Origin of the sequence: Cronobacter turicensis (genome assembly GCF_041222865.1) — a bacterium.
Lineage (GTDB): Bacteria > Pseudomonadota > Gammaproteobacteria > Enterobacterales > Enterobacteriaceae > Cronobacter > Cronobacter turicensis.
Genome location: NZ_CP165997.1, coordinates 4016930 through 4038117, shown reverse-complemented (window position 1 = coordinate 4038117; position 21188 = coordinate 4016930). Strand labels below are relative to the sequence as shown.

General features: G+C 58.9%; 20 protein-coding genes and 1 riboswitch. Of the genes, 8 read left to right on the top strand and 12 right to left on the bottom strand.

The window, feature by feature from the left end; translation table 11 throughout:
* The first annotated feature begins 29 nt into the window (after positions 1 to 29).
* Positions 30 to 4253, top strand: a complete 4224-nt coding sequence (gene rpoC, locus AB8W27_RS19265; RefSeq protein WP_012814943.1) for a DNA-directed RNA polymerase subunit beta' — start codon at positions 30 to 32, stop codon at positions 4251 to 4253.
* Between the two features lie 142 nt (positions 4254 to 4395).
* On the top strand, positions 4396 to 5478 hold the full coding sequence (locus AB8W27_RS19260; RefSeq protein WP_012814944.1) for an alpha/beta fold hydrolase: 1083 nt from the start codon (positions 4396 to 4398) through the stop codon (positions 5476 to 5478).
* Here AB8W27_RS19260 and AB8W27_RS19255 read toward each other — a convergent pair.
* The 10 genes from AB8W27_RS19255 to AB8W27_RS19210 all read right to left on the bottom strand — a co-directional run bounded on the left by AB8W27_RS19255 (position 5372) and on the right by AB8W27_RS19210 (position 13692).
* Entirely contained in the window at positions 5372 to 6424 is a 1053-nt protein-coding gene (locus AB8W27_RS19255; RefSeq protein ID WP_041923097.1) for an AraC family transcriptional regulator, read from the bottom strand. The two genes, AB8W27_RS19260 and AB8W27_RS19255, sit on opposite strands and share 107 nt — an antisense overlap.
* Before the next feature lie 174 nt (positions 6425 to 6598).
* The gene (locus AB8W27_RS19250) at positions 6599 to 6916 is read right to left on the bottom strand and encodes a PTS lactose/cellobiose transporter subunit IIA (protein WP_007704695.1); all 318 of its coding nucleotides are present in this window, start codon (positions 6914 to 6916) and stop codon (positions 6599 to 6601) included.
* 4 nt (positions 6917 to 6920) lie between these two features.
* Positions 6921 to 7229 carry a PTS sugar transporter subunit IIB gene (locus AB8W27_RS19245; RefSeq protein ID WP_007766555.1) on the bottom strand — a complete coding sequence of 103 codons (309 nt, stop codon included), beginning with the start codon at positions 7227 to 7229 and terminating at the stop codon, positions 6921 to 6923.
* Positions 7230 to 7542: 313 nt separating this feature from the next.
* Positions 7543 to 8676 (bottom strand): 2-iminoacetate synthase ThiH, encoded by a 1134-nt coding sequence (thiH, locus tag AB8W27_RS19240; protein WP_012814947.1) that lies wholly within the window; start codon positions 8674 to 8676, stop codon positions 7543 to 7545.
* Entirely contained in the window at positions 8673 to 9443 is a 771-nt protein-coding gene (gene thiG / locus AB8W27_RS19235; protein WP_012814948.1) for a thiazole synthase, read from the bottom strand. Before thiG ends, thiH begins: the two co-directional genes overlap by 4 nt.
* A 1-nt stretch (position 9444) precedes the next feature.
* On the bottom strand, positions 9445 to 9645 hold the full coding sequence (gene thiS, locus AB8W27_RS19230; protein ID WP_012814949.1) for a sulfur carrier protein ThiS: 201 nt from the start codon (positions 9643 to 9645) through the stop codon (positions 9445 to 9447).
* Positions 9635 to 10384: a HesA/MoeB/ThiF family protein gene (locus AB8W27_RS19225; RefSeq protein ID WP_041923098.1), complete on the bottom strand. Its 750-nt coding sequence runs from the start codon at positions 10382 to 10384 to the stop codon at positions 9635 to 9637. The genes thiS and AB8W27_RS19225 overlap by 11 nt, the downstream gene beginning before the upstream one ends.
* Positions 10377 to 11012, bottom strand: a complete 636-nt coding sequence (thiE, locus tag AB8W27_RS19220; protein WP_012814951.1) for a thiamine phosphate synthase — start codon at positions 11010 to 11012, stop codon at positions 10377 to 10379. Before thiE ends, AB8W27_RS19225 begins: the two co-directional genes overlap by 8 nt.
* Positions 11009 to 12910 carry a phosphomethylpyrimidine synthase ThiC gene (gene thiC, locus AB8W27_RS19215; protein ID WP_012814952.1) on the bottom strand — a complete coding sequence of 634 codons (1902 nt, stop codon included), beginning with the start codon at positions 12908 to 12910 and terminating at the stop codon, positions 11009 to 11011. The genes thiE and thiC overlap by 4 nt, the downstream gene beginning before the upstream one ends.
* Before the next feature lie 116 nt (positions 12911 to 13026).
* Positions 13027 to 13136: riboswitch (TPP riboswitch) on the bottom strand.
* Positions 13137 to 13188: 52 nt separating this feature from the next.
* A complete protein-coding gene (locus AB8W27_RS19210) occupies positions 13189 to 13692 on the bottom strand; it encodes an Rsd/AlgQ family anti-sigma factor (protein WP_007766582.1) in 504 nt (167 codons plus the stop codon).
* Positions 13693 to 13794: 102 nt separating this feature from the next.
* Between AB8W27_RS19210 and nudC the strand changes: the two genes are divergently transcribed.
* From nudC to AB8W27_RS19180, 6 genes are all read left to right on the top strand, one after another.
* A complete protein-coding gene (nudC, locus tag AB8W27_RS19205; RefSeq protein WP_012814954.1) occupies positions 13795 to 14568 on the top strand; it encodes an NAD(+) diphosphatase in 774 nt (257 codons plus the stop codon).
* Between the two features lie 41 nt (positions 14569 to 14609).
* Positions 14610 to 15674 (top strand): uroporphyrinogen decarboxylase, encoded by a 1065-nt coding sequence (hemE, locus tag AB8W27_RS19200; protein WP_007766585.1) that lies wholly within the window; start codon positions 14610 to 14612, stop codon positions 15672 to 15674.
* Between the two features lie 9 nt (positions 15675 to 15683).
* Positions 15684 to 16355 carry a deoxyribonuclease V gene (gene nfi, locus AB8W27_RS19195; RefSeq protein ID WP_007766586.1) on the top strand — a complete coding sequence of 224 codons (672 nt, stop codon included), beginning with the start codon at positions 15684 to 15686 and terminating at the stop codon, positions 16353 to 16355.
* 43 nt (positions 16356 to 16398) lie between these two features.
* Positions 16399 to 16989: a YjaG family protein gene (locus AB8W27_RS19190; protein WP_007766587.1), complete on the top strand. Its 591-nt coding sequence runs from the start codon at positions 16399 to 16401 to the stop codon at positions 16987 to 16989.
* Between the two features lie 186 nt (positions 16990 to 17175).
* Entirely contained in the window at positions 17176 to 17448 is a 273-nt protein-coding gene (gene hupA / locus AB8W27_RS19185) for a nucleoid-associated protein HU-alpha (protein ID WP_002884342.1), read from the top strand.
* A gap of 5 nt (positions 17449 to 17453) precedes the next feature.
* On the top strand, positions 17454 to 18152 hold the full coding sequence (locus tag AB8W27_RS19180; protein WP_282914052.1) for a DUF1481 domain-containing protein: 699 nt from the start codon (positions 17454 to 17456) through the stop codon (positions 18150 to 18152).
* A 68-nt stretch (positions 18153 to 18220) separates the two neighbouring features.
* Here the strand turns inward: AB8W27_RS19180 and purD are convergent, their stop codons facing one another.
* Entirely contained in the window at positions 18221 to 19519 is a 1299-nt protein-coding gene (gene purD / locus AB8W27_RS19175; protein ID WP_041923099.1) for a phosphoribosylamine--glycine ligase, read from the bottom strand.
* Positions 19520 to 19532: 13 nt separating this feature from the next.
* Positions 19533 to 21122, bottom strand: a complete 1590-nt coding sequence (gene purH, locus AB8W27_RS19170) for a bifunctional phosphoribosylaminoimidazolecarboxamide formyltransferase/IMP cyclohydrolase (protein ID WP_012814957.1) — start codon at positions 21120 to 21122, stop codon at positions 19533 to 19535.
* Between the last annotated feature and the right edge of the window lie 66 nt (positions 21123 to 21188).

Genomic DNA, 21188 nt, shown 5'->3' with positions numbered 1-21188 from the left:
ATTGTGCTAACTCCGACGGGAGCAAATCCGTGAAAGACTTATTAAAGTTTCTGAAAGCGCAAACTAAAACCGAAGAGTTTGATGCGATCAAAATTGCTCTGGCCTCGCCAGACATGATCCGTTCATGGTCTTTCGGTGAAGTTAAGAAGCCGGAAACCATTAACTACCGTACCTTCAAGCCGGAGCGCGATGGTCTGTTCTGCGCCCGTATCTTTGGGCCGGTAAAAGACTATGAGTGCCTGTGCGGTAAGTACAAGCGCCTGAAACACCGCGGTGTGATTTGTGAGAAGTGCGGCGTTGAAGTGACCCAGACTAAAGTGCGTCGTGAGCGCATGGGCCACATCGAACTGGCTTCCCCGACCGCGCACATCTGGTTCCTGAAATCACTGCCGTCCCGTATCGGTTTGCTGCTGGATATGCCGCTGCGCGATATCGAACGCGTACTGTATTTCGAATCTTACGTGGTTATCGAGGGTGGCATGACCAACCTCGAGCGCAGCCAGATCCTGACTGAAGAGCAGTACCTGGACGCGCTGGAAGAGTTCGGTGACGAATTCGACGCGAAAATGGGCGCCGAAGCTATTCAGGCTCTGCTGAAAAGCATGGATCTGGAAGCCGAGTGCGAGCAGCTGCGCGAAGAGCTGAACGAAACCAACTCCGAAACCAAGCGTAAAAAGCTGACCAAGCGCATCAAGCTGCTGGAAGCGTTCGTACAGTCTGGCAACAAGCCGGAGTGGATGATCCTGACCGTTCTGCCGGTTCTGCCGCCAGATCTGCGTCCGCTGGTTCCGCTGGACGGCGGTCGTTTCGCAACGTCGGATCTGAACGATCTGTATCGTCGCGTTATCAACCGTAACAACCGTTTGAAACGCCTGCTGGATCTGGCGGCGCCGGACATCATCGTACGCAACGAAAAACGTATGCTGCAGGAAGCGGTAGACGCCCTGCTGGATAACGGCCGTCGCGGTCGTGCGATCACCGGCTCTAACAAGCGTCCGCTGAAATCCCTTGCCGACATGATCAAAGGTAAGCAGGGTCGTTTCCGTCAGAACCTGCTCGGTAAGCGCGTGGACTACTCTGGTCGTTCCGTAATTACCGTAGGTCCGTACCTGCGTCTGCATCAGTGCGGCCTGCCGAAGAAAATGGCGCTGGAACTGTTCAAACCGTTCATCTACGGCAAGCTGGAACTGCGTGGCCTCGCGACCACCATCAAAGCCGCCAAGAAAATGGTTGAGCGTGAAGAAGCGGTCGTTTGGGATATCCTGGATGAAGTTATCCGTGAGCACCCGGTACTGCTGAACCGTGCGCCGACCCTGCACCGTCTGGGTATTCAGGCGTTCGAACCGGTACTGATCGAAGGTAAAGCTATCCAGCTGCACCCGCTGGTTTGTGCGGCATATAACGCCGACTTCGATGGTGACCAGATGGCTGTTCACGTACCGCTGACGCTGGAAGCCCAGCTCGAAGCGCGTGCGCTGATGATGTCTACCAACAACATCCTGTCTCCGGCGAACGGCGAACCAATCATCGTTCCGTCTCAGGACGTTGTACTGGGTCTGTACTACATGACCCGTGACTGTGTTAACGCCAAAGGCGAAGGCATGGTGCTGACTGGCCCGAAAGAAGCTGAGCGTATTTATCGCGCAGGCCTGGCCTCTCTGCATGCGCGCGTTAAAGTGCGTATCACCGAATACGAAAAAGATGCAAACGGCGAATTCGTTGCGAAAACCAGCCTGATCGACACTACCGTAGGTCGTGCGATTCTGTGGATGATCGTGCCGAAAGGTCTGCCTTTCTCCATCGTCAACCAGGCGCTGGGTAAGAAAGCAATCTCCAAAATGCTGAACACCTGTTACCGCATTCTGGGCCTGAAGCCGACCGTTATCTTTGCTGACCAGACCATGTACACCGGTTTTGCCTATGCAGCGCGCTCTGGTGCGTCCGTAGGTATCGACGACATGGTCATCCCGGAGAAGAAACACGAGATCATCTCCGAAGCGGAAGCCGAAGTTGCTGAGATCCAGGAGCAGTTCCAGTCTGGTCTGGTTACCGCGGGCGAACGCTACAACAAAGTTATCGATATCTGGGCTGCGGCGAACGATCGTGTATCCAAAGCGATGATGGATAACCTGCAAACCGAAACCGTGATTAACCGTGACGGCGTAGAAGAGCAGCAGGTTTCCTTCAACAGCATCTACATGATGGCCGACTCCGGTGCGCGTGGTTCTGCAGCACAGATTCGTCAGCTGGCAGGTATGCGTGGTCTGATGGCGAAGCCGGATGGCTCCATCATCGAAACGCCGATCACCGCGAACTTCCGTGAAGGTCTGAACGTACTCCAGTACTTCATCTCGACCCACGGTGCTCGTAAGGGTCTGGCGGATACCGCACTGAAAACCGCGAACTCCGGTTATCTGACGCGTCGTCTGGTTGACGTTGCGCAGGATCTGGTCGTAACCGAAGACGATTGTGGCACGCTGGAAGGTATCACCATGACCCCGGTTATCGAGGGTGGTGATGTTAAAGAGCCGCTGCGCGATCGCGTACTGGGTCGTGTTACCGCGGAAGACATTCTGAAGCCGGGTACCGCAGATATTCTGGTTCCACGCAACACGCTGCTGCACGAGCACTGGTGTGACCTGCTGGAAGCCAACTCTGTTGACTCTGTGAAAGTGCGTTCCGTTGTATCCTGTGACACCGACTTTGGTGTATGTGCGCACTGCTACGGTCGAGACCTCGCGCGTGGCCACATCATCAACAAAGGTGAAGCCATCGGCGTTATCGCGGCACAGTCCATCGGTGAGCCGGGTACTCAGCTGACGATGCGTACGTTCCACATCGGTGGTGCGGCATCCCGTGCGGCTGCTGAATCCAGCATCCAGGTGAAAAACAAAGGTAGCATCAAGCTCAGCAACGCGAAGTCGGTTGTTAACTCCAGCGGTAAGCTGGTGGTGACTTCCCGTAACACCGAGCTGAAACTGATCGACGAATTCGGTCGTACCAAAGAGAGCTATAAAGTGCCTTACGGTGCTGTTATGGCGAAAGGTGATGGCGAGCAGGTTGCCGGCGGTGAAACCGTTGCAAACTGGGATCCACACACCATGCCGGTTATCACCGAAGTAAGTGGTTTCATCCGCTTCACTGACATGATCGACGGCCAGACCATTACTCGTCAGACCGACGAGCTGACCGGTCTGTCTTCTCTGGTGGTTCTGGATTCTGCTGAACGTACCGCGGGCGGTAAAGATCTGCGTCCGGCGCTGAAAATCGTTGATGCTCAGGGTAACGACGTTCTGATCCCGGGTACCGACATGCCGGCACAGTACTTCCTGCCGGGTAAAGCGATTGTACAGCTGGAAGATGGCGTACAGATCAGCTCTGGTGACACCCTGGCGCGTATTCCGCAGGAATCCGGCGGTACCAAGGACATCACCGGTGGTCTGCCACGCGTTGCTGACCTGTTCGAAGCACGTCGTCCGAAAGAGCCTGCAATCCTGGCTGAAATCAGCGGTATCATCTCCTTCGGTAAAGAGACCAAAGGTAAACGCCGTCTGGTTATCACCCCAGTAGATGGCAGCGAGCCGTACGAAGAGATGATTCCTAAGTGGCGTCAGCTCAACGTGTTCGAAGGTGAACGTGTAGAACGTGGTGACGTGGTTTCCGACGGCCCGGAAGCGCCGCACGACATCCTGCGTCTGCGTGGCGTTCACGCTGTGACCCGTTACATCGTTAACGAAGTACAGGACGTATACCGTCTGCAGGGCGTTAAGATTAACGATAAACACATCGAAGTTATCGTTCGTCAGATGCTGCGTAAAGCAACCATCGATAACGCGGGTAGCTCTGAGTTCCTGGAAGGCGAGCAGGTTGAATACTCACGCGTCAAGATTGCTAACCGCGATCTGGAAGCGAACGGCAAAATCGGTGCGACCTTCTCGCGCGATCTGCTGGGTATCACCAAAGCGTCTCTGGCTACCGAGTCCTTCATCTCCGCGGCCTCGTTCCAGGAGACCACTCGCGTGCTGACCGAAGCAGCCGTTGCGGGCAAACGCGACGAACTGCGCGGTCTGAAAGAGAACGTTATCGTGGGTCGTCTGATCCCGGCCGGTACCGGTTACGCGTACCACCAGGATCGTATGCGCCGTCGCGCTGCGGGTGAACTCCCGGCAGCACCGCAGGTCACTGCGGAAGACGCGTCTGCAAGCCTGGCAGAACTGTTGAATGCAGGTCTGGGCGGCAACGACAACGAGTAATCGTTCTTAGCCTGACTAAAAACCCGCTTCGGCGGGTTTTTTTATGCCTGAAACCCACTAAAAAGACCTCGATCGCGTTTCAGGACGCCCGCGCGCCGCCCCGATGCTACAAATCCGTGACCTGTAAACGGAGAGCATCACCATGTATCGACTCATCACCTTTATTACCCTGCTGTTGTTAAACGCCGCCGCGTCGGCAGCTATCGGGTTCCATCAGTTCACTATCGACTCGCCTGCAACGCGTCCGCTGGATATCGCCGTCTGGTATCCCACGCTCGATAACCGCCCGTCGGAGACGGTAGGCGATAACATCGTATTCACGGGCGTTAAGGCGCAACGCGACGCCTCACCTGCGCCGGGCGCGCACCCGGTACTGTTACTCTCGCATGGTTTTGGCGGCAACTGGCGCAATCTGAACTGGTTGGCACAGGCGATGGCAGAGCAGGGGTATATCGTCGCCGCGGTAGACCATCCGGGCACCACGACCCGTAATAAACAACCCGCTCAGGCACAGGCGCTCTGGCAACGCCCGCACGATCTGACCCGTGTCCTGGATGCGCTTATCGCCAGCCCGGAAAAAACCGGGACACCCGATGAACAGCGTATTGCCGCGGCAGGGCATTCACTGGGTGGCTGGACGGTTCTGGAACTGGCGGGTGGGCGGTTCTCCGCATCGCGTTTTATGACTGACTGTGAAAGTCGCCTGCAGCTTGGCGGATGCAAGGTTGCCCGTACGCTTGGCATCGATTTACCAGAAGCGGAGCACAAGCTGGCGGAAAGCCAGCGAGATAGCCGAATCAGGGCCGTGGTGTCGTTAGATCTGGGGCTCGCGCGCGGCTTTACGCCACAAAGCCTGACGAAAGTGGGAATTCCTGTGCTGGTGATGAGCGCCAGTGCCGACAGCGACGATGTGCCCGCCGCGCTGGAGTCTGGCTATCTGGTCCACGGCCTGCCCGGCAGGCTTGTCCGTGCCGTGAGCGTTGCCGGTGCTACGCACTTTAGCTTTATGCAGCTCTGTAAGCCGGGCGCGGCAGCCGTTATCGACGCGCAGGAGCCGGGAGAAGGGATTGTGTGCCTTGATGGCGCAGGCTTCAGTCGCGCGGCAATCCACCAGCAACTCACGGCGCAGATAAGCGCGTTCCTGAATCAGGCGCTGGGGTATCAGCCGCCGCGCGACGATATTCCATCGGGCTCATCCCCACAATCCGCGCGAACTCGCGATTGAAGTTCGATTTCGTGTTAAAGCCCGATTCCAGCATCACGGCGGTGACGGGCTCGCGGGTCTGGCGCAGCAACTGTTGCGCGTGAGCGATGCGAAAGCTGTTAATCCACTGCGAAACATTACAGCCGCGCGTTGCGTTGACCGTCTTTGAAATGTGGCGGGCGGGCGTGCCGGTTTTTCTCGCCAGCAGATCCAGCGTGAGATCGGGATTCAGGTAAAGCGACTGCGCGCGCAGCATCTCTTCGAGCCGCGCGCAGCATTGCGCATCCTGCGCGGTGTCGCTCACGGTGTCACTCGCGGGTAGCGCCGGTACGGCGACAGGCGCAGGCCGCGCTGGTTTTCTGGCGGGCCATAAAATGGCGAGGCACATAAACGGCAGCAGTATTGCCTGCGACACGGCGACCAGCAGCGGCGCCTGCTGGCCCTGAAAAAACTGGAAATCAAAAGCGATAGCGATGTCAGTCAGCGCGGAAAAACAGAGAAAGGCGCCCGAGACGAAAGCGAGCTTTGCCGCCGTCGGCGCATCGCTCAGGCGGCTTCGCGAAAAAGCATCCGATCCCTTGTGAGCGGTACGCAGCAGAGCGATGCCATAACCGAGATAAAGCGCCGCGAGCGCGCAGTCTGTCGCGGCAGGAAAGGCCAGATTAACGAGAAGCGCCACGGCGACGGGCGCGACTATCATCAGAACTCGTCGTAACGGCTGCGAAGAGGCGAGCCCGCAAAAGCAGTACCAGGCAAGCGGCGGCAGCGCCATGGCTGCAAATGATTGCAGCTGGCGTAACGCCGGGAAATCGAACGCCCAGCGCAACGCGGTGAGCAGCACCAGCAGCGCGCATCCGGCGAGGAACATCGCGCCCCGTTGGTCACGACGGCTGCCCGATAACGAGACTTTCGCCAGCAGCATCAGAAGGATGGCGAGGGTCAACAACGGAATGGGGATAGAGGGCATGGCAAAACCTGCATGAACATTAACGGGCCTGAGACATCTGAGAACCTTGTTGTGCCATAAAGCGTGAATAAAAGACACCGCCCGGTTTAGCGGCTTGCAAACAGGAGGGAGGCGTGGAGATGAAAAAGCCCGGTCAAACCGGGCATGATGGGATAACAGCAGCGTCTGGAGGCGCTATTTGACCAGCGGCAGACGGCGGTAAAGCTCGATCAGGTCACCCGCCAGATCCTGGATAACCATCGCATTCATCAGATGATCCTGAGAGTGAACGGTAATAAGGTTGACCGGCAGTTTGCCGCTGCCTTCATCGAGCCCGATAAGCTGCGTCTGGATTTTATGCGCATGCTTCACAAACTCGTGGGATTCTTCCATCGCTTTTTCGGCGCCATCGAAATCGCCTTTCCGGGCCAGCTGGAGCGCAGTCAGCGCCTGGCTGCGCGCGCTACCGGCGTTGACCAGCAGCTCCATGATAATCGACTCTAAATCTTCCATTGAATTATTGCTCCAGCATTTTAAGGGCTTTATCCAGCACCACATCGCCTTTCATCATGCCGTAATCCATCATGTCGATAACGGCGACTTTTTTACCCAGCGGATCGGCGATTTCCTGGAATTTAGGCTGTTCATATTTGACCTGCGGGCCAAGCAGCACGATGTCGGCGGTGCCGATAATATCTTTAAACTCCGCGACCGGAACGGCCTTGATAGCCACCTCGATGCCTTTTTTCTGGGCGGCGTCTTTCATCCGTTGAACCAGCATGCTGGTGGACATACCTGCGGCACAGCATAAAACGATATTTTTCATAATCCGCTCTCTGTGACTGTTGTTTCATTGATATTTATCCCCCACCTTCGCTCGCAACAACCGCTTTGGTGTGATTGTGTGTTACCCATCACAAAGAAAGCCTCAAAAACGGAAACCGGTTACCAAAGGTCTTTTCTATCGCTTAATGGTAAAAGTGATGAGGCGGGGCGGCAGAGAGAGAGCATCAGGAACCGCCCCGGCCAGCCATCCCGGGCCGGCAAGAGCAGAGTAAAGCCGCAGGCGTTTTCCCTCAAACGACAAAAATCCATTTTGCGTACTATGCCGAAAGATATCGCCCGGTTTGCGTTTGGTTTCAGATATTTTGCGCGCTTCTTCCCAGATACCCGTCCCAGTCTTTCCACACCGGTTGCAGCCCTCGTTCTATAAGGCTGGCCGCGACCTCTTCCGGACGACGTCCGTCATGGGGCGCGAACTGTTCCAGCTCGGTATGCCCGTCGGCGTAGCCGCCTGGCTGGGTGCGGGAAAACGCGCTGACGGCGTTGATCGCAATCGGCACCACGTTATCGCGAAAGTGCGGCGATTCACGGGTGGAGAGCGACAGCTCCGCCTCGGGCGCGAACAGGCGAAACGCGCAGATAAGCTGCACCAGCTGGCGCTCATCCATCACCGACGCGGGCTGAATGCCGCCCGCGCAGGGCCGCAGGCGCGGGAACGCCACGGAATAGCGGCTCTGCCAGTAACGCTGTTGCAGCCAGAGCAAGTGCTCCGCCACCATATAGTTATCGGTGCGCCAGCAGTCAGACAGCCCGGTTAGCGCCCCAAGCCCGATGCGGTCGATGCCCGCGCGCCCGAGCCGGTCCGGCGTCTCCAGCCGCCAGAAGAAATCCTGCTTGTTGCCGCGCAGGTGGTGCCGGGCATAAACCGCTTCGTGATACGTCTCCTGATAAACCAGCACGCCGTCGAGTCCGAGCGCTTTCAGTTCGGCATACTCCGCCTGCCCGAGCGGCTGCACTTCCATTTGCAGCGACGCAAACTGGCGGCGGATCGCTGGAACGTGGCGGCGGAAATAGTCCATACCCACCTTATTCTGGTGCTCACCCGTCACCAGCAGCAGATGCTCAAACCCCATCGCTTTAATGGCGGCGCACTCGCGCGCAATCTCCTCGTCATCCAGCGTTTTGCGTTTGATGCGGTTGCTCATGGAGAAGCCGCAATAGGTGCATTCGTTGGCGCACAGATTAGAAAGATAGAGCGGGAGATAAAAACTGACGGTGTTGCCAAAGCGCTGGCGGGTGAGCTGCTGCGCGCGCTGCGCCAGTGGTTCGAGATAATCCAGCGCGGCCGGGGAGAGCAGCGCCATCATATCTTCCCTGTCGGGATGCGCGGCAGCGAGCGCGCGCTCCACATCGCGCCCGGTTTTGCTGTGGATGCGCAGCCGGATATCATCCCAGTTCAGCGTGCGCCAGCGGTCGGTAAAAGTGTTCATGCCTGTGCCTCCAGAAAACCGGTGAGCGGGCTGGTGGCCTGCGCCTGAAACGCGCGTGCGCCGAGCCCGGCTTCATACCCGGTACGGCCCGCCTCGACAGCCAGGCGGAACGCGCGCGCCATCGCGACCGGATCGCGCGCCACGGCGATGGCCGTATTCACCAGCACCGCATCGGCCCCCATTTCCAGCGCCTCGGCGGCATGGCTGGGCGCGCCGATGCCCGCATCCACCACCACCGGCACGCTCGCCTGGGCGATGATGATTTCCAGCAGCGCCCGCGTCTGAAGTCCCTGATTAGAGCCTATCGGCGCGCCCAGCGGCATCACCGCCGCGCAGCCCGCCTCTTCAAGGCGTTTGCAGAGCACCGGATCCGCGCCGCAATAGGGCAGTACCACAAAACCCTGCGCGACCAGTTTTTCCGCCGCCCGCAGCGTTTCTATCGGGTCCGGCAGCAGCCAGCGCGCGTCCGGGTGGATCTCCAGTTTGATCCAGTGAGTGCCCAGCGCCTCGCGGGCGAGCTGCGCGGCGAAAATCGCCTCCTCGGCGGTTTTGGCGCCGGACGTGTTCGGCAACAGCGCAACGCCGGACGCCTGCAACGGCGCCAGCAGCGCGTCGTCGCGGCGCAGCAGATCCACGCGTTTCATGGCGAGCGTCGCCATCTCGCTGCCGCTTTCGCGTATCGCTTCCAGCATCAGCGACGGCGACGCGAACTTACCGGTGCCGGTAAACAAGCGTGATTGAAAGGTTTTATCCGCGATTCGTAACATCTCAGCCTCCTGCGATAACCTGAAACAGCAGCAGGCTGTCGCCTTCCTGCAGGGTATAGTCGGGCCACTGGCTGCGCGGGAGAATGGTCTGATTGACCGCGAGCGCCGTACCGGGCCTGTCGAGTTTTAACTGCGCCAGCAGCCGCGCCGCGCTCAACCCCTCGACGCACTGTATGGCTTCATCGTTGAGTTCAATGCGCATGTTCGCCTCCGCAAACCGGGCAGTCCGCCGCGCGCTGGAGCGTCAGGGTGCGCCACTGGCTGGCGCGGGCGTCAAAGAGGCGCAGCTCGCCGTGGCCGGGCGTGATGCCGCACAACAGCTTGATGGCCTCCAGCGCCTGAAGCGTGCCCATCAGGCCGACCACCGGGCCGAGTACGCCAGCGGTGCGGCAGTTGCGCTCAGGCTCGCTGTCGTCCGGCCACAGGCAGCGGTAGCAGCCGTAATCAAAGGGCGGCGCGAAGGTGGCGATTTGTCCGCCCATGCCGACCGCGCTGGCGGTAATGAGCGGCGTGCCGTGCGCCACGCAGGCCGCGTTGATGGCTTGCCGGGTGGTCATGTTGTCGCTGCAATCCAGCACCAGATCGACGCCCTCGACCGCTTCACGTAACGCATCGCCTTCCAGCCGCTGATGCAGCGCCACGCTTTCAATCGCCGGGTTGAGCGCCTGTAAACGACGCGCCGCCGCCCGCGATTTCGGCTGTTCGATATCACTCACGCCAAAGAGGATCTGGCGCTGAAGATTGCTCAGATGCACCGCGTCGTCATCGGCAAGCCACAGCGTGCCCACGCCCGCGCCCGCCAGATAGAGCGCGGCGGGCGAGCCCAGGCCGCCGAGGCCGACAATCAACACGCGGCTTGCCAGCAGCTTTTGCTGGCCGTCAATGGCGATATCCTCCAGCAGCAGCTGGCGGCTGTAACGCATAAAATCGGCGTCATTCATCGCCCGCCCCCGCCAGTTCAAGTAACCGTTGCGTGGCGGCGCGCCAGTCAGGCGCGTGCGTGATGGCGCTTACCACTGCGATACTGCCGACGCCGGTTTCCAGCACCGCGGGCGCGCGCTCAAGACTGATGCCGCCGATAGCGACCGTCGGATAGTCACCGAGCCTTTCGACATGCGCGGCCAGTTGCGCAAGCCCCTGCGGGGCGGAGGGCATCTGTTTAGTCTGCGTGGGAAAAACATGGCCGAGCGCGATATAAGAAGGGCGCACCGCCAGCGCCACATCGATTTCCATATCGTCATGCGTGGAGACGCCAAGCCGCAGGCCAGCGCGGCGGACGGCGTCGGGGTCGGCTGTTTCCAGATCTTCCTGCCCGAGATGAACGCCATACGCCTGATGTTTTATCGCAAGACGCCAGTAGTCGTTGATAAACAGCCGGGCGTGGTAGCGCTGCCCCAGCGCAATGGCGGCGGCGACATCGGCTTCCACCTCAGCCTCGCTTTTATCTTTAATGCGCAGCTGCAGCGTGCGCACGCCAGCCTCCAGCAAGCGCGTTATCCACCCGACGCTGTCCACAACCGGATAAAGCCCGAGGCGGCGCGGTACGGGCGCGAACAAGGGCTTCATCATTCCACCTCCTCCTGGCGCAGATAAATATCGCCGCCGCGCGCCTGAAAGCGGTGGGACATTTCCGTCATGCCCGCGTCGATAGCCTGCTTCGCGGCGTAGTCGCGCACCTCCTGGGTGATTTTCATCGAGCAGAATTTCGGGCCGCACATGGAGCAGAAGTGCGCGACTTTACCGGACTCCTGCGGCAGCGTTTCATCGTGGTACGCGCGGGCGGTGAACGGGTCGAGCGCCAGATTGAACTGATCTTCCCAGCGGAATTCAAAGCGCGCTTTGGACATGGCGTTATCGCGGATCTGCGCGCCCGGATGTCCTTTAGCGAGATCGGCGGCGTGGGCGGCAATCTTGTAGGTGATGAGCCCCTGTTTCACGTCCTCTTTATTCGGCAGGCCGAGATGCTCTTTTGGCGTCACGTAGCAGAGCATCGCGCAGCCGAACCAGCCAATCATCGCCGCGCCGATACCGGAGGTGAAGTGATCGTAGCCGGGCGCGATATCGGTCGTGAGCGGCCCGAGCGTGTAGAAGGGCGCTTCGTGACAGTGCTCCAGCTCTTCGGTCATGTTGCGGCGGATCATCTGCATCGGCACATGGCCGGGGCCTTCTATCATGACCTGAACGTCATATTCCCACGCGATTTTCGTCAGCTCGCCGAGCGTGTGAAGTTCGGCGAATTGCGCCTCGTCGTTGGCGTCCTGAATGGAGCCAGGGCGCAGACCATCGCCAAGCGATAGCGAGACGTCATAGGCGGCGCAGATCTCGCAGATCTCGCGGAAATGGTCGTAGAGGAAGTTCTCCTGATGATGCGACAGGCACCATTTGGCCATGATCGAGCCGCCGCGCGAGACGATGCCCGTCAGACGGCCTGCGGTCATCGGCACATAGCGCAGCAGCACGCCCGCGTGAATGGTGAAGTAATCGACGCCCTGTTCAGCCTGCTCAAGCAGCGTATCGCGAAACATCTCCCAGCTCAGATCTTCGGCGATCCCGTTGGCCTTCTCCAGCGCCTGGTAGATCGGCACCGTACCGATCGGCACCGGGCTGTTGCGCAGGATCCATTCGCGGGTTTCGTGGATATAGCGCCCGGTGGAGAGATCCATCACCGTGTCCGCGCCCCAGCGGGTGGCCCAGACCAGTTTTTCGACTTCCTCTTCGATGGACGACGTCACCGCCGAGTTGCCGATATTGGCGTTCACCTTCACTAGGAAGTTACGGCCGATAATCATCGGCTCCGATTCCGGGTGATTGATATTGGCAGGAATGATGGCGCGCCCGGCGGCGACTTCGTCACGCACGAACTCCGGCGTGATGTTGTCCGGCAGGCGCGCGCCAAAGCCGTGGCCCGGATGCTGCTGGCGCAGCACCGCCGTGCGAATGCGTTCGCGGCCCATGTTTTCGCGCATAGCGATAAATTCCATCTCGGGCGTCACGATGCCCTGGCGCGCGTAGTGCAACTGAGTAACGCGCTTGCCCGCCTTTGCGCGCTTTGGCGTCAGCAGCCCGCGAAAGCGCAGCTCGTCCAGCCCGTCATCGGCCAGGCGCTCGCGGGTATAGGCTGAGCTGCGCGCATTCAGGGTTTCCGTGTCGTTACGTGCCTCTATCCAGGCGCTGCGCAGTTTGGCCAGCCCTTCGCGGACGTCGATACGCACCGCCGGATCGCCGTAAGGGCCCGAGGTGTCATAAACCGGCACCGGCTCGTTAGGTTCATAGCGTGGATTCTCTTTGCTGCCGCCAGCAAGCGTCGGACTCAGGCGGATTTCGCGCATCGGCACGCGGATATCCTCGCGTGAGCCCGTAAGATAAATGCGGTGAGAATTGGGGAAAGCGGTGCCTTCCAGCGTGTCGATAAAGTGTTGTGCGGCGGCGCGCTGTTCGCGGCGGCCAGGTTTGTTTGATACAGACATAGCGCATTCCAGTTAACGGTCAGGAAGTGGCTTGTCAGAACAACGGAGGAGTAATGGCGTGCGCCCGCGCACCCTGGAGAGGGTCTCAGGGCGAAACAGCACCCTGAGCGGGGCAAATTGGAATTACTCTTGTTCCCTTCGCAGGTATTAACCTGATCAGGTTCCGCGGATCCCGAATTAACGGTCTCAGCCCGTGCTCGCGCACTGGGCACTCCGACAAGATAAACCCCGCTATAGCGGCGGGGACGTGATTAAACTACCCGGTAATACTGTCGAACTCAAGCGGGTCGGGCGAGACCTGCTTCATCATTGGCGCTTTGACCAAGGTTGTTGTCATAAGCCAGCATGATGAGTTTATCTTCCAGCGCGAAGCGGGCGGCGAGCGCCTCGCCGATGCCGGAAAGCGCTTCCTGAAACTCCAGGCAGTTATCGTGGTCGATGGCGCTTTCCAGATGCGTGTCGTAGAAATCCATGATTTGCTGGGTGTTGGATTCCAGCTGAGGATAGATTTGCGTGGCGGCGACCAGCGGGCTGGTGCCTTCCATTTCGCTGATGACGCGTTCATAAATATTGAAATGTCCGGCGGAGAGGTAATCCACCAGGCAGTGGCAAAATTCGTCCAGCGCCTGTTCATCAAGCGCAGTCATCGGCTCCTTGCCGGGTTTGATGCCGACCATCTTGTAATAAGTGACTAACAGATGGTTGCGGGCGCCAAGCCAACGATCAACTAATTCATTACTCCCGCCAACGCGTTCCGTCAGACTTTTTAGCTGGTTTAGCATGATCGACTCCATGAGATATAAGATGTAAAAACGCAAATGACCCAAAATATGTAAGAACTATGTTAATAACGTGCCAGTGAAGCAGAGGTAGTGCAATCAATTATGGAACGTACATTAGAAAATTTAGACCATGGCTGGTGGATAGTCAGCCATGAACAGAAATTATGGCTGCCAAAAGCAGAATTACCTTACGGCCAGGCTGCGGATTTTGGTCTTACGGGCGAAAAGGCGCTGCAAATCGGCATCTGGGAAGACGCGCCGGTCTGGCTGGTGCTGCAAAAGCGCGAGGATGAGATGGCCTCGGTGCGACAGCTTATCGACCAGGACGCCGGGCTGTTTCAGCTGGCAGGACGGGGCGTGCAGCTCGCCGAGTTTTACCGCTCGCATAAATATTGCGGCTACTGCGGTCATGAGATGCACCCGAGCAAAACCGAATGGGCGATGCTCTGCGGGCACTGTCGCGAGCGTTACTACCCGCAAATCGCGCCGTGCATCATCGTGGCTATCCGGCGTGACGATAAAATCCTGCTGGCGCAGCATACCCGGCACCGCAATGGCGTTTACACCGTCCTGGCCGGGTTTGTGGAAGTGGGCGAAACGCTGGAACAGGCGGTAGCGCGCGAGGTGATGGAAGAGAGCAACATTCGCGTGAAGAATCTGCGCTACGTGACGTCTCAGCCCTGGCCGTTCCCGCAATCGTTAATGACCGCGTTTACGGCGGACTACGACAGCGGCGACATCCGGATAGACACCAAAGAGCTTATCGATGCGGGCTGGTATCGCTACGACCAGCTGCCGCTGCTGCCAGCGCCAGGCACCGTGGCGCGCCGCCTGATAGAAGATACGGTGGCGCGCTGCCGGGCAGACGATGAATGACGTGATACAATGGCGGCCTGTCGCTTGAGGAATAAGAAAAAATGACCGAACTGAAAAACGATCGTTACCTGCGCGCCCTGCAACGTCAGCCCGTGGATGTCACCCCGGTGTGGATGATGAGACAGGCGGGGCGTTATCTGCCGGAATATAAGGCCACCCGCGCGCAGGCGGGCGATTTTATGTCGCTTTGCAAAAACGCCGAGCTGGCGTGCGAAGTGACGCTACAGCCGCTGCGTCGCTATCCGCTCGATGCGGCGATCCTCTTTTCGGACATTCTGACGATTCCGGATGCGATGGGGCTGGGGCTCTATTTTGAAGCGGGCGAAGGCCCACGCTTTACGTCGCCGATTACGGGCAAAGCGGACGTAGAAAAACTGCCGGTGCCGGATCCGGAACAGGAGCTCGGCTATGTCATGAACGCGGTGCGCACGATCCGCCGCGAGCTGAAAGGCGAAGTGCCGCTGATCGGCTTCTCCGGCAGCCCGTGGACGCTCGCCACTTACATGGTGGAAGGCGGCAGCAGCAAAGCGTTTACCGTTATTAAGAAAATGATGTATGCCGAGCCGCAGACGCTGCATTTGCTGCTCGATAAGCTCGCGAAAAGCGTCACGCTCTATCTGAACGCGCAGATCCGCGCGGGCGCCCAGTCGGTGATGATTTTCGATACCTGGGGCGGCGTGCTGACCGGACGCGACTACCAGCAATTCTCGCTTTACTACATGCATAAAATCGTCGACGGGCTGCTGCGCGAAAACGAAGGCCGACGCGTGCCGGTGACGCTGTTTACTAAAGGCGGCGGCCAGTGGCTGGAAGCGATAGCGGAGACCGGCTGTGACGCGCTCGGACTCGACTGGACGACCGATATCGCCGATGCGCGCCGTCGCGTGGGACACAAGGTCGCGCTGCAGGGCAATATGGATCCCTCGATGCTTTACGCATCGCCTGCCCGTATCGAAGAGGAAGTGGCGTCTATACTTGCTGGTTTCGGCCACGGTGAAGGCCATGTGTTCAACCTGGGGCATGGCATTCATCAGGATGTGCCTCCGGAACACGCGGGGGCCTTCGTCGAGGCGGTTCACCGCTTATCGGCGCCTTATCACCTGTAAGGAGAAATTATGGATCTCGCGACGCTTCGCGCACAACAAATCGAACTGGCATCAAATGTGGTCCGCGAGGACCGGTTAAATGTCTCTCCGCCGACGATTATCGGTGGGGCGGATGTCGGGTTTGAACAGGGCGGCGAAGTGACGCGGGCGGCGATGGTGCTGCTGAAGTATCCGTCTCTGGAGCTGGTGGAGTACCAGGTGGCGCGCATTCCAACCACCATGCCGTACATCCCCGGCTTTCTGTCGTTTCGCGAATACCCGGCGCTGCTTGCCGCCTGGGAGATGCTCTCCAGAAAGCCGGATTTGCTGTTTGTCGACGGGCACGGTATTTCGCATCCGCGCCGCCTCGGCGTGGCGAGCCATTTCGGGATGCTGGTGGATGTGCCGACGATTGGCGTCGCCAAGAAACGGCTGTGCGGCAAGTTTGAACCACTCTCCGACGAACCCGGCGCGGTTTCGCCGCTGATGGATAAAGGCGAGCAACTGGCGTGGGTGTGGCGCAGCAAAGCGCGCTGCAATCCGCTCTTTGTCTCGACAGGACATCGCGTCAGCATTGATACCGCGCTCGGCTGGGTACAGCGCTGCACGAAAGGCTACCGGCTACCGGAACCGACGCGCTGGGCGGATGCCGTCGCGTCCGGGCGTCCCGCCTTTCTACGATGGCAGGAAATTCAGGGGTGATTGAGGTACACTGCCGCTAATTTTCGGTCTGTGAGACGCCACTATGTTACAAAACCCTATTCACCTGCGGCTGGAAAAGCTGGAAGCCTGGCAGCATGTGACCTTCATGGCCTCGCTGTGCGAGCGGATGTACCCCAACTACGCCATGTTCTGCGAGCAGACCGGTTTCGGCGATGCGCAGCTGTATCGCCGTATTCTCGATCTCATCTGGGAAACGCTGACGGTCAAAGACGCCAAAGTGAATTTCGACAGCCAGCTCGAAAAGCTCGAAGAAGCGATCCCAGCGGCGGAAGATTATGACCTTTACGGCGTCTACCCGGCTATCGATGCCTGCGTCGCGCTGAGCGAGCTGGTGCATTCGCGCCTGAGCGGCGAGACGCTGGAGCACGCGATTGAAGTCAGCGAGACCTCCATCACGACCGTCGCCATGCTGGAGATGACCCAGGCGGGCCGTGAAATGACGGACGATGAGCTGAAAGCGAACCCGGCTGTAGAGCAGGAATGGGATATTCAGTGGGAAATTTTCCGTTTACTGGCCGCCTGCGAAGAACGCGATATTGAACTGATAAAAGGCCTGCGCGCAGACCTGCGCGAAGATGGAACCAGTAATATCGGTATAAATTTGCAGCAATGAGACAACAAAACGTGATTTACAGCCTGTTTTGTCTCACCTGAAGGCTTCCAATTAGCCCCCCGTCTGGTCTACATTTGGGAGGCGAAAAAAAGTGGCTATCGGTGCGTGTATGCAGGAGAGTGCTTTCAAGGCATTTCCGTCGCACTCGATGCTTAGCAAGCGATAAACACATTGTAAGGATAACTTATGAACAAGACTCAACTGATTGATGTAATTGCAGACAAGGCTGACCTGTCTAAAGCGCAAGCGAAAGCTGCTCTGGAATCCACTCTGGCTGCGATTACTGAGTCTCTGAAAGAAGGCGATGCTGTACAGCTGGTTGGTTTCGGTACCTTCAAAGTGAACCACCGCGCTGAGCGTACTGGCCGCAACCCGCAGACCGGTAAAGAAATCAAAATCGCTGCAGCTAACGTGCCGGCTTTCGTTTCTGGCAAAGCACTGAAAGACGCTGTTAAGTAAACCGCGTGGCAGTGAAAGGTTTTAACGAAGGGGCGAAATCGCCCCTTTTGTTTGGCTGGCGTATGCTGGCGCTGACGGGTGCGCTGTTCCTTTCCGCCTGTCGTTCCACCCCGGACATTCCCCCCTTTACCGCCAGCGGCTATCTGGCCGATGACGGCGTTTTGCGTCTGTGGCGCAAAGACAATAACGATGGCTCCGTACACCTGCTGGCGGCGTTCAGCCCCTGGTCTGGCGATAAGACCTCGACCAGCGATTATCGCTGGCAGAAGGACGCGCTCACGTCCGTGGATTATCGGCTTGAGGGTAAGCAGCCCGAGCAAGTAAAAGTGCGGTTCGACGATCGCGGTGGGCTGAGCTTTATGCAGCGCGACGTTAACGGACAGAAACAGCAGCTTTCCAGCGATCAAATCGCGCTGTGGCAATATCGCGCCACGCAGATGCGCAATACCAGCGACGCGCTACGCGTCGGACGCGTGGTGCTGCGACAGGGGCGCTGGAACACGGATGGCACCATGACGACCTGTGAAGGACAGATTGTGCAGCCTGAGTTCGACAGAAGGGCGCAGGAGCGTCTCTCAGAGCGCCAGCGTCATGCGAAGGCGCGCGTCAGCGCCGCCTGGCTGGAGGCGCCGGAGGGTACCCAGCTGTTGCTGGTGGCGAATGAAGATTTTTGCGCCTGGCAGCCGAAGCCTGACAGTTTCTGAATCCAATAAAAAAAAGCGACGGGATTAACCGTCGCTTTTACGTTTAAGCCGCTCCGACGTACGGGCGCTTATTTCGCCTGCTCGCGCGCGATAGCGCGATAGCCGATATCTTTACGGCAGAAGCAGTCATCCCAGTGAATATCTTCCGCTAAGCGGTAAGCGCGCGCCTGCGCCTGCGCGACGCTGTCGCCCAGCGCGGTCACGCACAGCACGCGCCCGCCGCTGGTCACGACGCGGTCGTCGTCGCGCAGCGTCGTGCCGGCATGGAAGACTTTGCCATCACCGTTTGCAATCTCTTCAATCGGCAGGCCGTGGATCACATCGCCGGTGCGGTAGTCGCCCGGATAGCCGCCTGCGGCCATGACCACGCCCAGTGACGGGCGCGGATCCCATTGCGATTTCACCGTATCGAGTTTGCCGTCGCAGGCGGCAAGGCAAAGCTCAACCAGATCGGACTGCAAGCGCATCATGATCGGCTGCGTTTCCGGGTCGCCAAAGCGGCAGTTGAATTCGATAACTTTCGGGTTGCCCTGTTTATCGATCATCAGGCCCGCATACAGAAACCCGGTGTAGGTGTTGCCTTCCGCCGCCATGCCGCGCACGGTTGGCCATATGATACGTTCCATGGTGCGCTGGAAGACGTCATCAGTGACGACAGGGGCCGGAGAGTAAGCGCCCATACCGCCGGTGTTCAGGCCGGTGTCGCCATCGCCGACGCGCTTATGATCCTGGCTGGTGGCCATCGGCTCCACATGCTCGCCATCCACCATGACGATAAAGCTGGCCTCTTCGCCATCCAGAAACTCTTCCACCACGATGCGGTGGCCTGCGTCGCCAAACGCATTGCCCGCCAGCATGTCCAGCACCGCCGCTTCGGCTTCGGCAAGCGTCATCGCCACGATAACGCCTTTGCCCGCCGCCAGGCCGTCGGCCTTGATAACGATCGGCGCGCCTTTTTCACGGATATACGCCAGCGCCGGTTCGGTCTCGGTAAAGTTCTGGTATTCCGCCGTCGGGATGCGATGGCGCGCCAGGAAATCTTTCGTGAAGGCTTTGGAGCCTTCGAGCTGCGCCGCGCCTTTCGTCGGCCCGAAGATTCTCAGGCCGGCGGCGCGAAACGCGTCCACCACGCCGATAACCAGCGGCGCTTCCGGCCCGACAATCGTCAGATCGATGTTTTCAGCCCGCGCAAAGCTCAGCAGCGCCGGAATGTCGGTCGGGTTTATCGCGACGTTTTGCAGCGCGGGCTCAAGCGCCGTACCGGCGTTGCCCGGCGCCACAAAAACGGTTTCAACGTGCGGCGACTGGACGGCTTTCCAGGCCAGCGCGTGCTCGCGCCCGCCATTACCAATAACTAATACTTTCATCGTAGCTCCGTGATTAATGGCGGAAATGGCGCATGTCGGTGAAGATCATGGCGATGCCGTGCTCGTCGGCGGCGGCGATCACTTCGTCATCGCGAATCGAACCACCCGGCTGGATAACACAGGTGATGCCCACGGCCGCGGCGGCGTCAATACCGTCGCGGAACGGGAAGAACGCGTCGGAAGCCATCGCCGAACCTTTAACTTCCAGTCCTTCGTCGCCTGCTTTAATACCGGCGATTTTAGCGGAATAGACGCGGCTCATCTGGCCTGCGCCGATGCCGATGGTCATGTTATCGCGAGCGTAAACAATGGCGTTGGATTTCACGAATTTCGCCACTTTCCAGCAGAAGAGCGCGTCGCGCAGCTCTTGTTCGGTCGGCTGGCGCTTCGTCACCACGCGTAGATCGCCTTCGGTCACCATGCCCAGATCGCGGTCCTGAACCAGCAGGCCGCCATTAACGCGTTTGAAATCCAGGCCCGGTGCGCGAGACTGCCATTCGCCACACACCAGGACGCGCACGTTTTGCTTCGCGGCGGTGATTTTCAGGGCGTCGTCACTGGCGGACGGCGCGATAATGACTTCAACGAACTGGCGAGAAATGATCGCCTGCGCGGTTTCGGCGTCCAGCTCGCGGTTAAAGGCGATGATGCCGCCAAAGGCGGACGTCGGGTCGGTTTTGTAAGCGCGGTCATAGGCGTCGAGAATCGAGCTGCTGACGGCAACGCCGCACGGGTTGGCATGCTTCACGATGACGCAGGCCGGTTCGCTAAACGCTTTTACGCATTCCAGCGCGGCGTCGGTATCAGCGATGTTGTTATAAGAGAGCGCTTTACCCTGGACCTGCCTGGCAGTTGCGACAGACGCTTCTTTAATTTCTTCTTCTATATAGAAGGCGGCCTGCTGATGGCTGTTCTCGCCATAACGCATATCCTGCTTCTTAATGAAGTTCAGGTTGAGGGTGCGCGGGAAGCGGCCAGCAGGCGCACTGGTTTCGCCATGATAGGCAGGCACCAGGCTTCCGAAGTAGTTGGCGATCATGCTGTCATACGCGGCGGTGTGTTCGAAGGCTTTAATCGCGAGATCGAAACGCGTCGTAAAGGTCAGCGAGCCGTGGTTCGCATCCAGCTCTTCAATAATGGCGGTGTAGTCGCTGCTCTTTACCACAATGGCGACATCTTTATGGTTCTTGGCGGCGGAGCGGACCATCGTCGGGCCGCCGATATCGATATTCTCAACCGCGTCTTCCAGCGTGCAGCCTTCGCGCGCGACCGTCTGGGCGAACGGGTAGAGGTTAACTACCACCATATCAATCGGGGAGATAGCATGCTGCGCCATAATCTCGTCATCCTGGCCGCGGCGACCCAGAATGCCGCCGTGGACTTTCGGGTGCAGGGTTTTGACGCGGCCATCCATCATCTCCGGAAAGCCCGTATAGTCGGAGACTTCCGTCACTGGCAGTCCAGCCTCCGCCAGCAGACGAGCCGTACCGCCCGTAGAGAGAAGCTCAACACCACGCGAAGAAAGTGCGCGGGCGAAGTCGACGATACCGGCTTTGTCAGAAACGCTGAGCAGAGCGCGGCGTACAGGACGAGGTTGTTGCATGTATAAATCCCCTGGATTTGATCATTACAGAAGAGCGTTAGCTAAATACCAGCCATTTTTTACTGA

Excerpts from the sequence above, each read along its gene's own strand:
- AB8W27_RS19260 (WP_012814944.1), top strand. The coding sequence starts at position 4,396 with ATGTATCGACTCATCACCTTTATTACCCTGCTGTTGTTAAACGCCGCC.
- AB8W27_RS19255 (WP_041923097.1), bottom strand. The coding sequence starts at position 6,424 with ATGCCCTCTATCCCCATTCCGTTGTTGACCCTCGCCATCCTTCTGATG.
- AB8W27_RS19250 (WP_007704695.1), bottom strand. The coding sequence starts at position 6,916 with ATGGAAGATTTAGAGTCGATTATCATGGAGCTGCTGGTCAACGCCGGT.
- AB8W27_RS19245 (WP_007766555.1), bottom strand. The coding sequence starts at position 7,229 with ATGAAAAATATCGTTTTATGCTGTGCCGCAGGTATGTCCACCAGCATG.
- thiH (WP_012814947.1), bottom strand. The coding sequence starts at position 8,676 with ATGAACACTTTTACCGACCGCTGGCGCACGCTGAACTGGGATGATATC.
- thiG (WP_012814948.1), bottom strand. The coding sequence starts at position 9,443 with ATGTTACGAATCGCGGATAAAACCTTTCAATCACGCTTGTTTACCGGC.
- thiS (WP_012814949.1), bottom strand. The coding sequence starts at position 9,645 with ATGCGCATTGAACTCAACGATGAAGCCATACAGTGCGTCGAGGGGTTG.
- AB8W27_RS19225 (WP_041923098.1), bottom strand. The coding sequence starts at position 10,384 with ATGAATGACGCCGATTTTATGCGTTACAGCCGCCAGCTGCTGCTGGAG.
- thiE (WP_012814951.1), bottom strand. The coding sequence starts at position 11,012 with ATGATGAAGCCCTTGTTCGCGCCCGTACCGCGCCGCCTCGGGCTTTAT.
- thiC (WP_012814952.1), bottom strand. The coding sequence starts at position 12,910 with ATGTCTGTATCAAACAAACCTGGCCGCCGCGAACAGCGCGCCGCCGCA.
- AB8W27_RS19210 (WP_007766582.1), bottom strand. The coding sequence starts at position 13,692 with ATGCTAAACCAGCTAAAAAGTCTGACGGAACGCGTTGGCGGGAGTAAT.
- nudC (WP_012814954.1), top strand. The coding sequence starts at position 13,795 with ATGGAACGTACATTAGAAAATTTAGACCATGGCTGGTGGATAGTCAGC.
- hemE (WP_007766585.1), top strand. The coding sequence starts at position 14,610 with ATGACCGAACTGAAAAACGATCGTTACCTGCGCGCCCTGCAACGTCAG.
- nfi (WP_007766586.1), top strand. The coding sequence starts at position 15,684 with ATGGATCTCGCGACGCTTCGCGCACAACAAATCGAACTGGCATCAAAT.
- AB8W27_RS19190 (WP_007766587.1), top strand. The coding sequence starts at position 16,399 with ATGTTACAAAACCCTATTCACCTGCGGCTGGAAAAGCTGGAAGCCTGG.
- hupA (WP_002884342.1), top strand. The coding sequence starts at position 17,176 with ATGAACAAGACTCAACTGATTGATGTAATTGCAGACAAGGCTGACCTG.
- purD (WP_041923099.1), bottom strand. The coding sequence starts at position 19,519 with ATGAAAGTATTAGTTATTGGTAATGGCGGGCGCGAGCACGCGCTGGCC.
- purH (WP_012814957.1), bottom strand. The coding sequence starts at position 21,122 with ATGCAACAACCTCGTCCTGTACGCCGCGCTCTGCTCAGCGTTTCTGAC.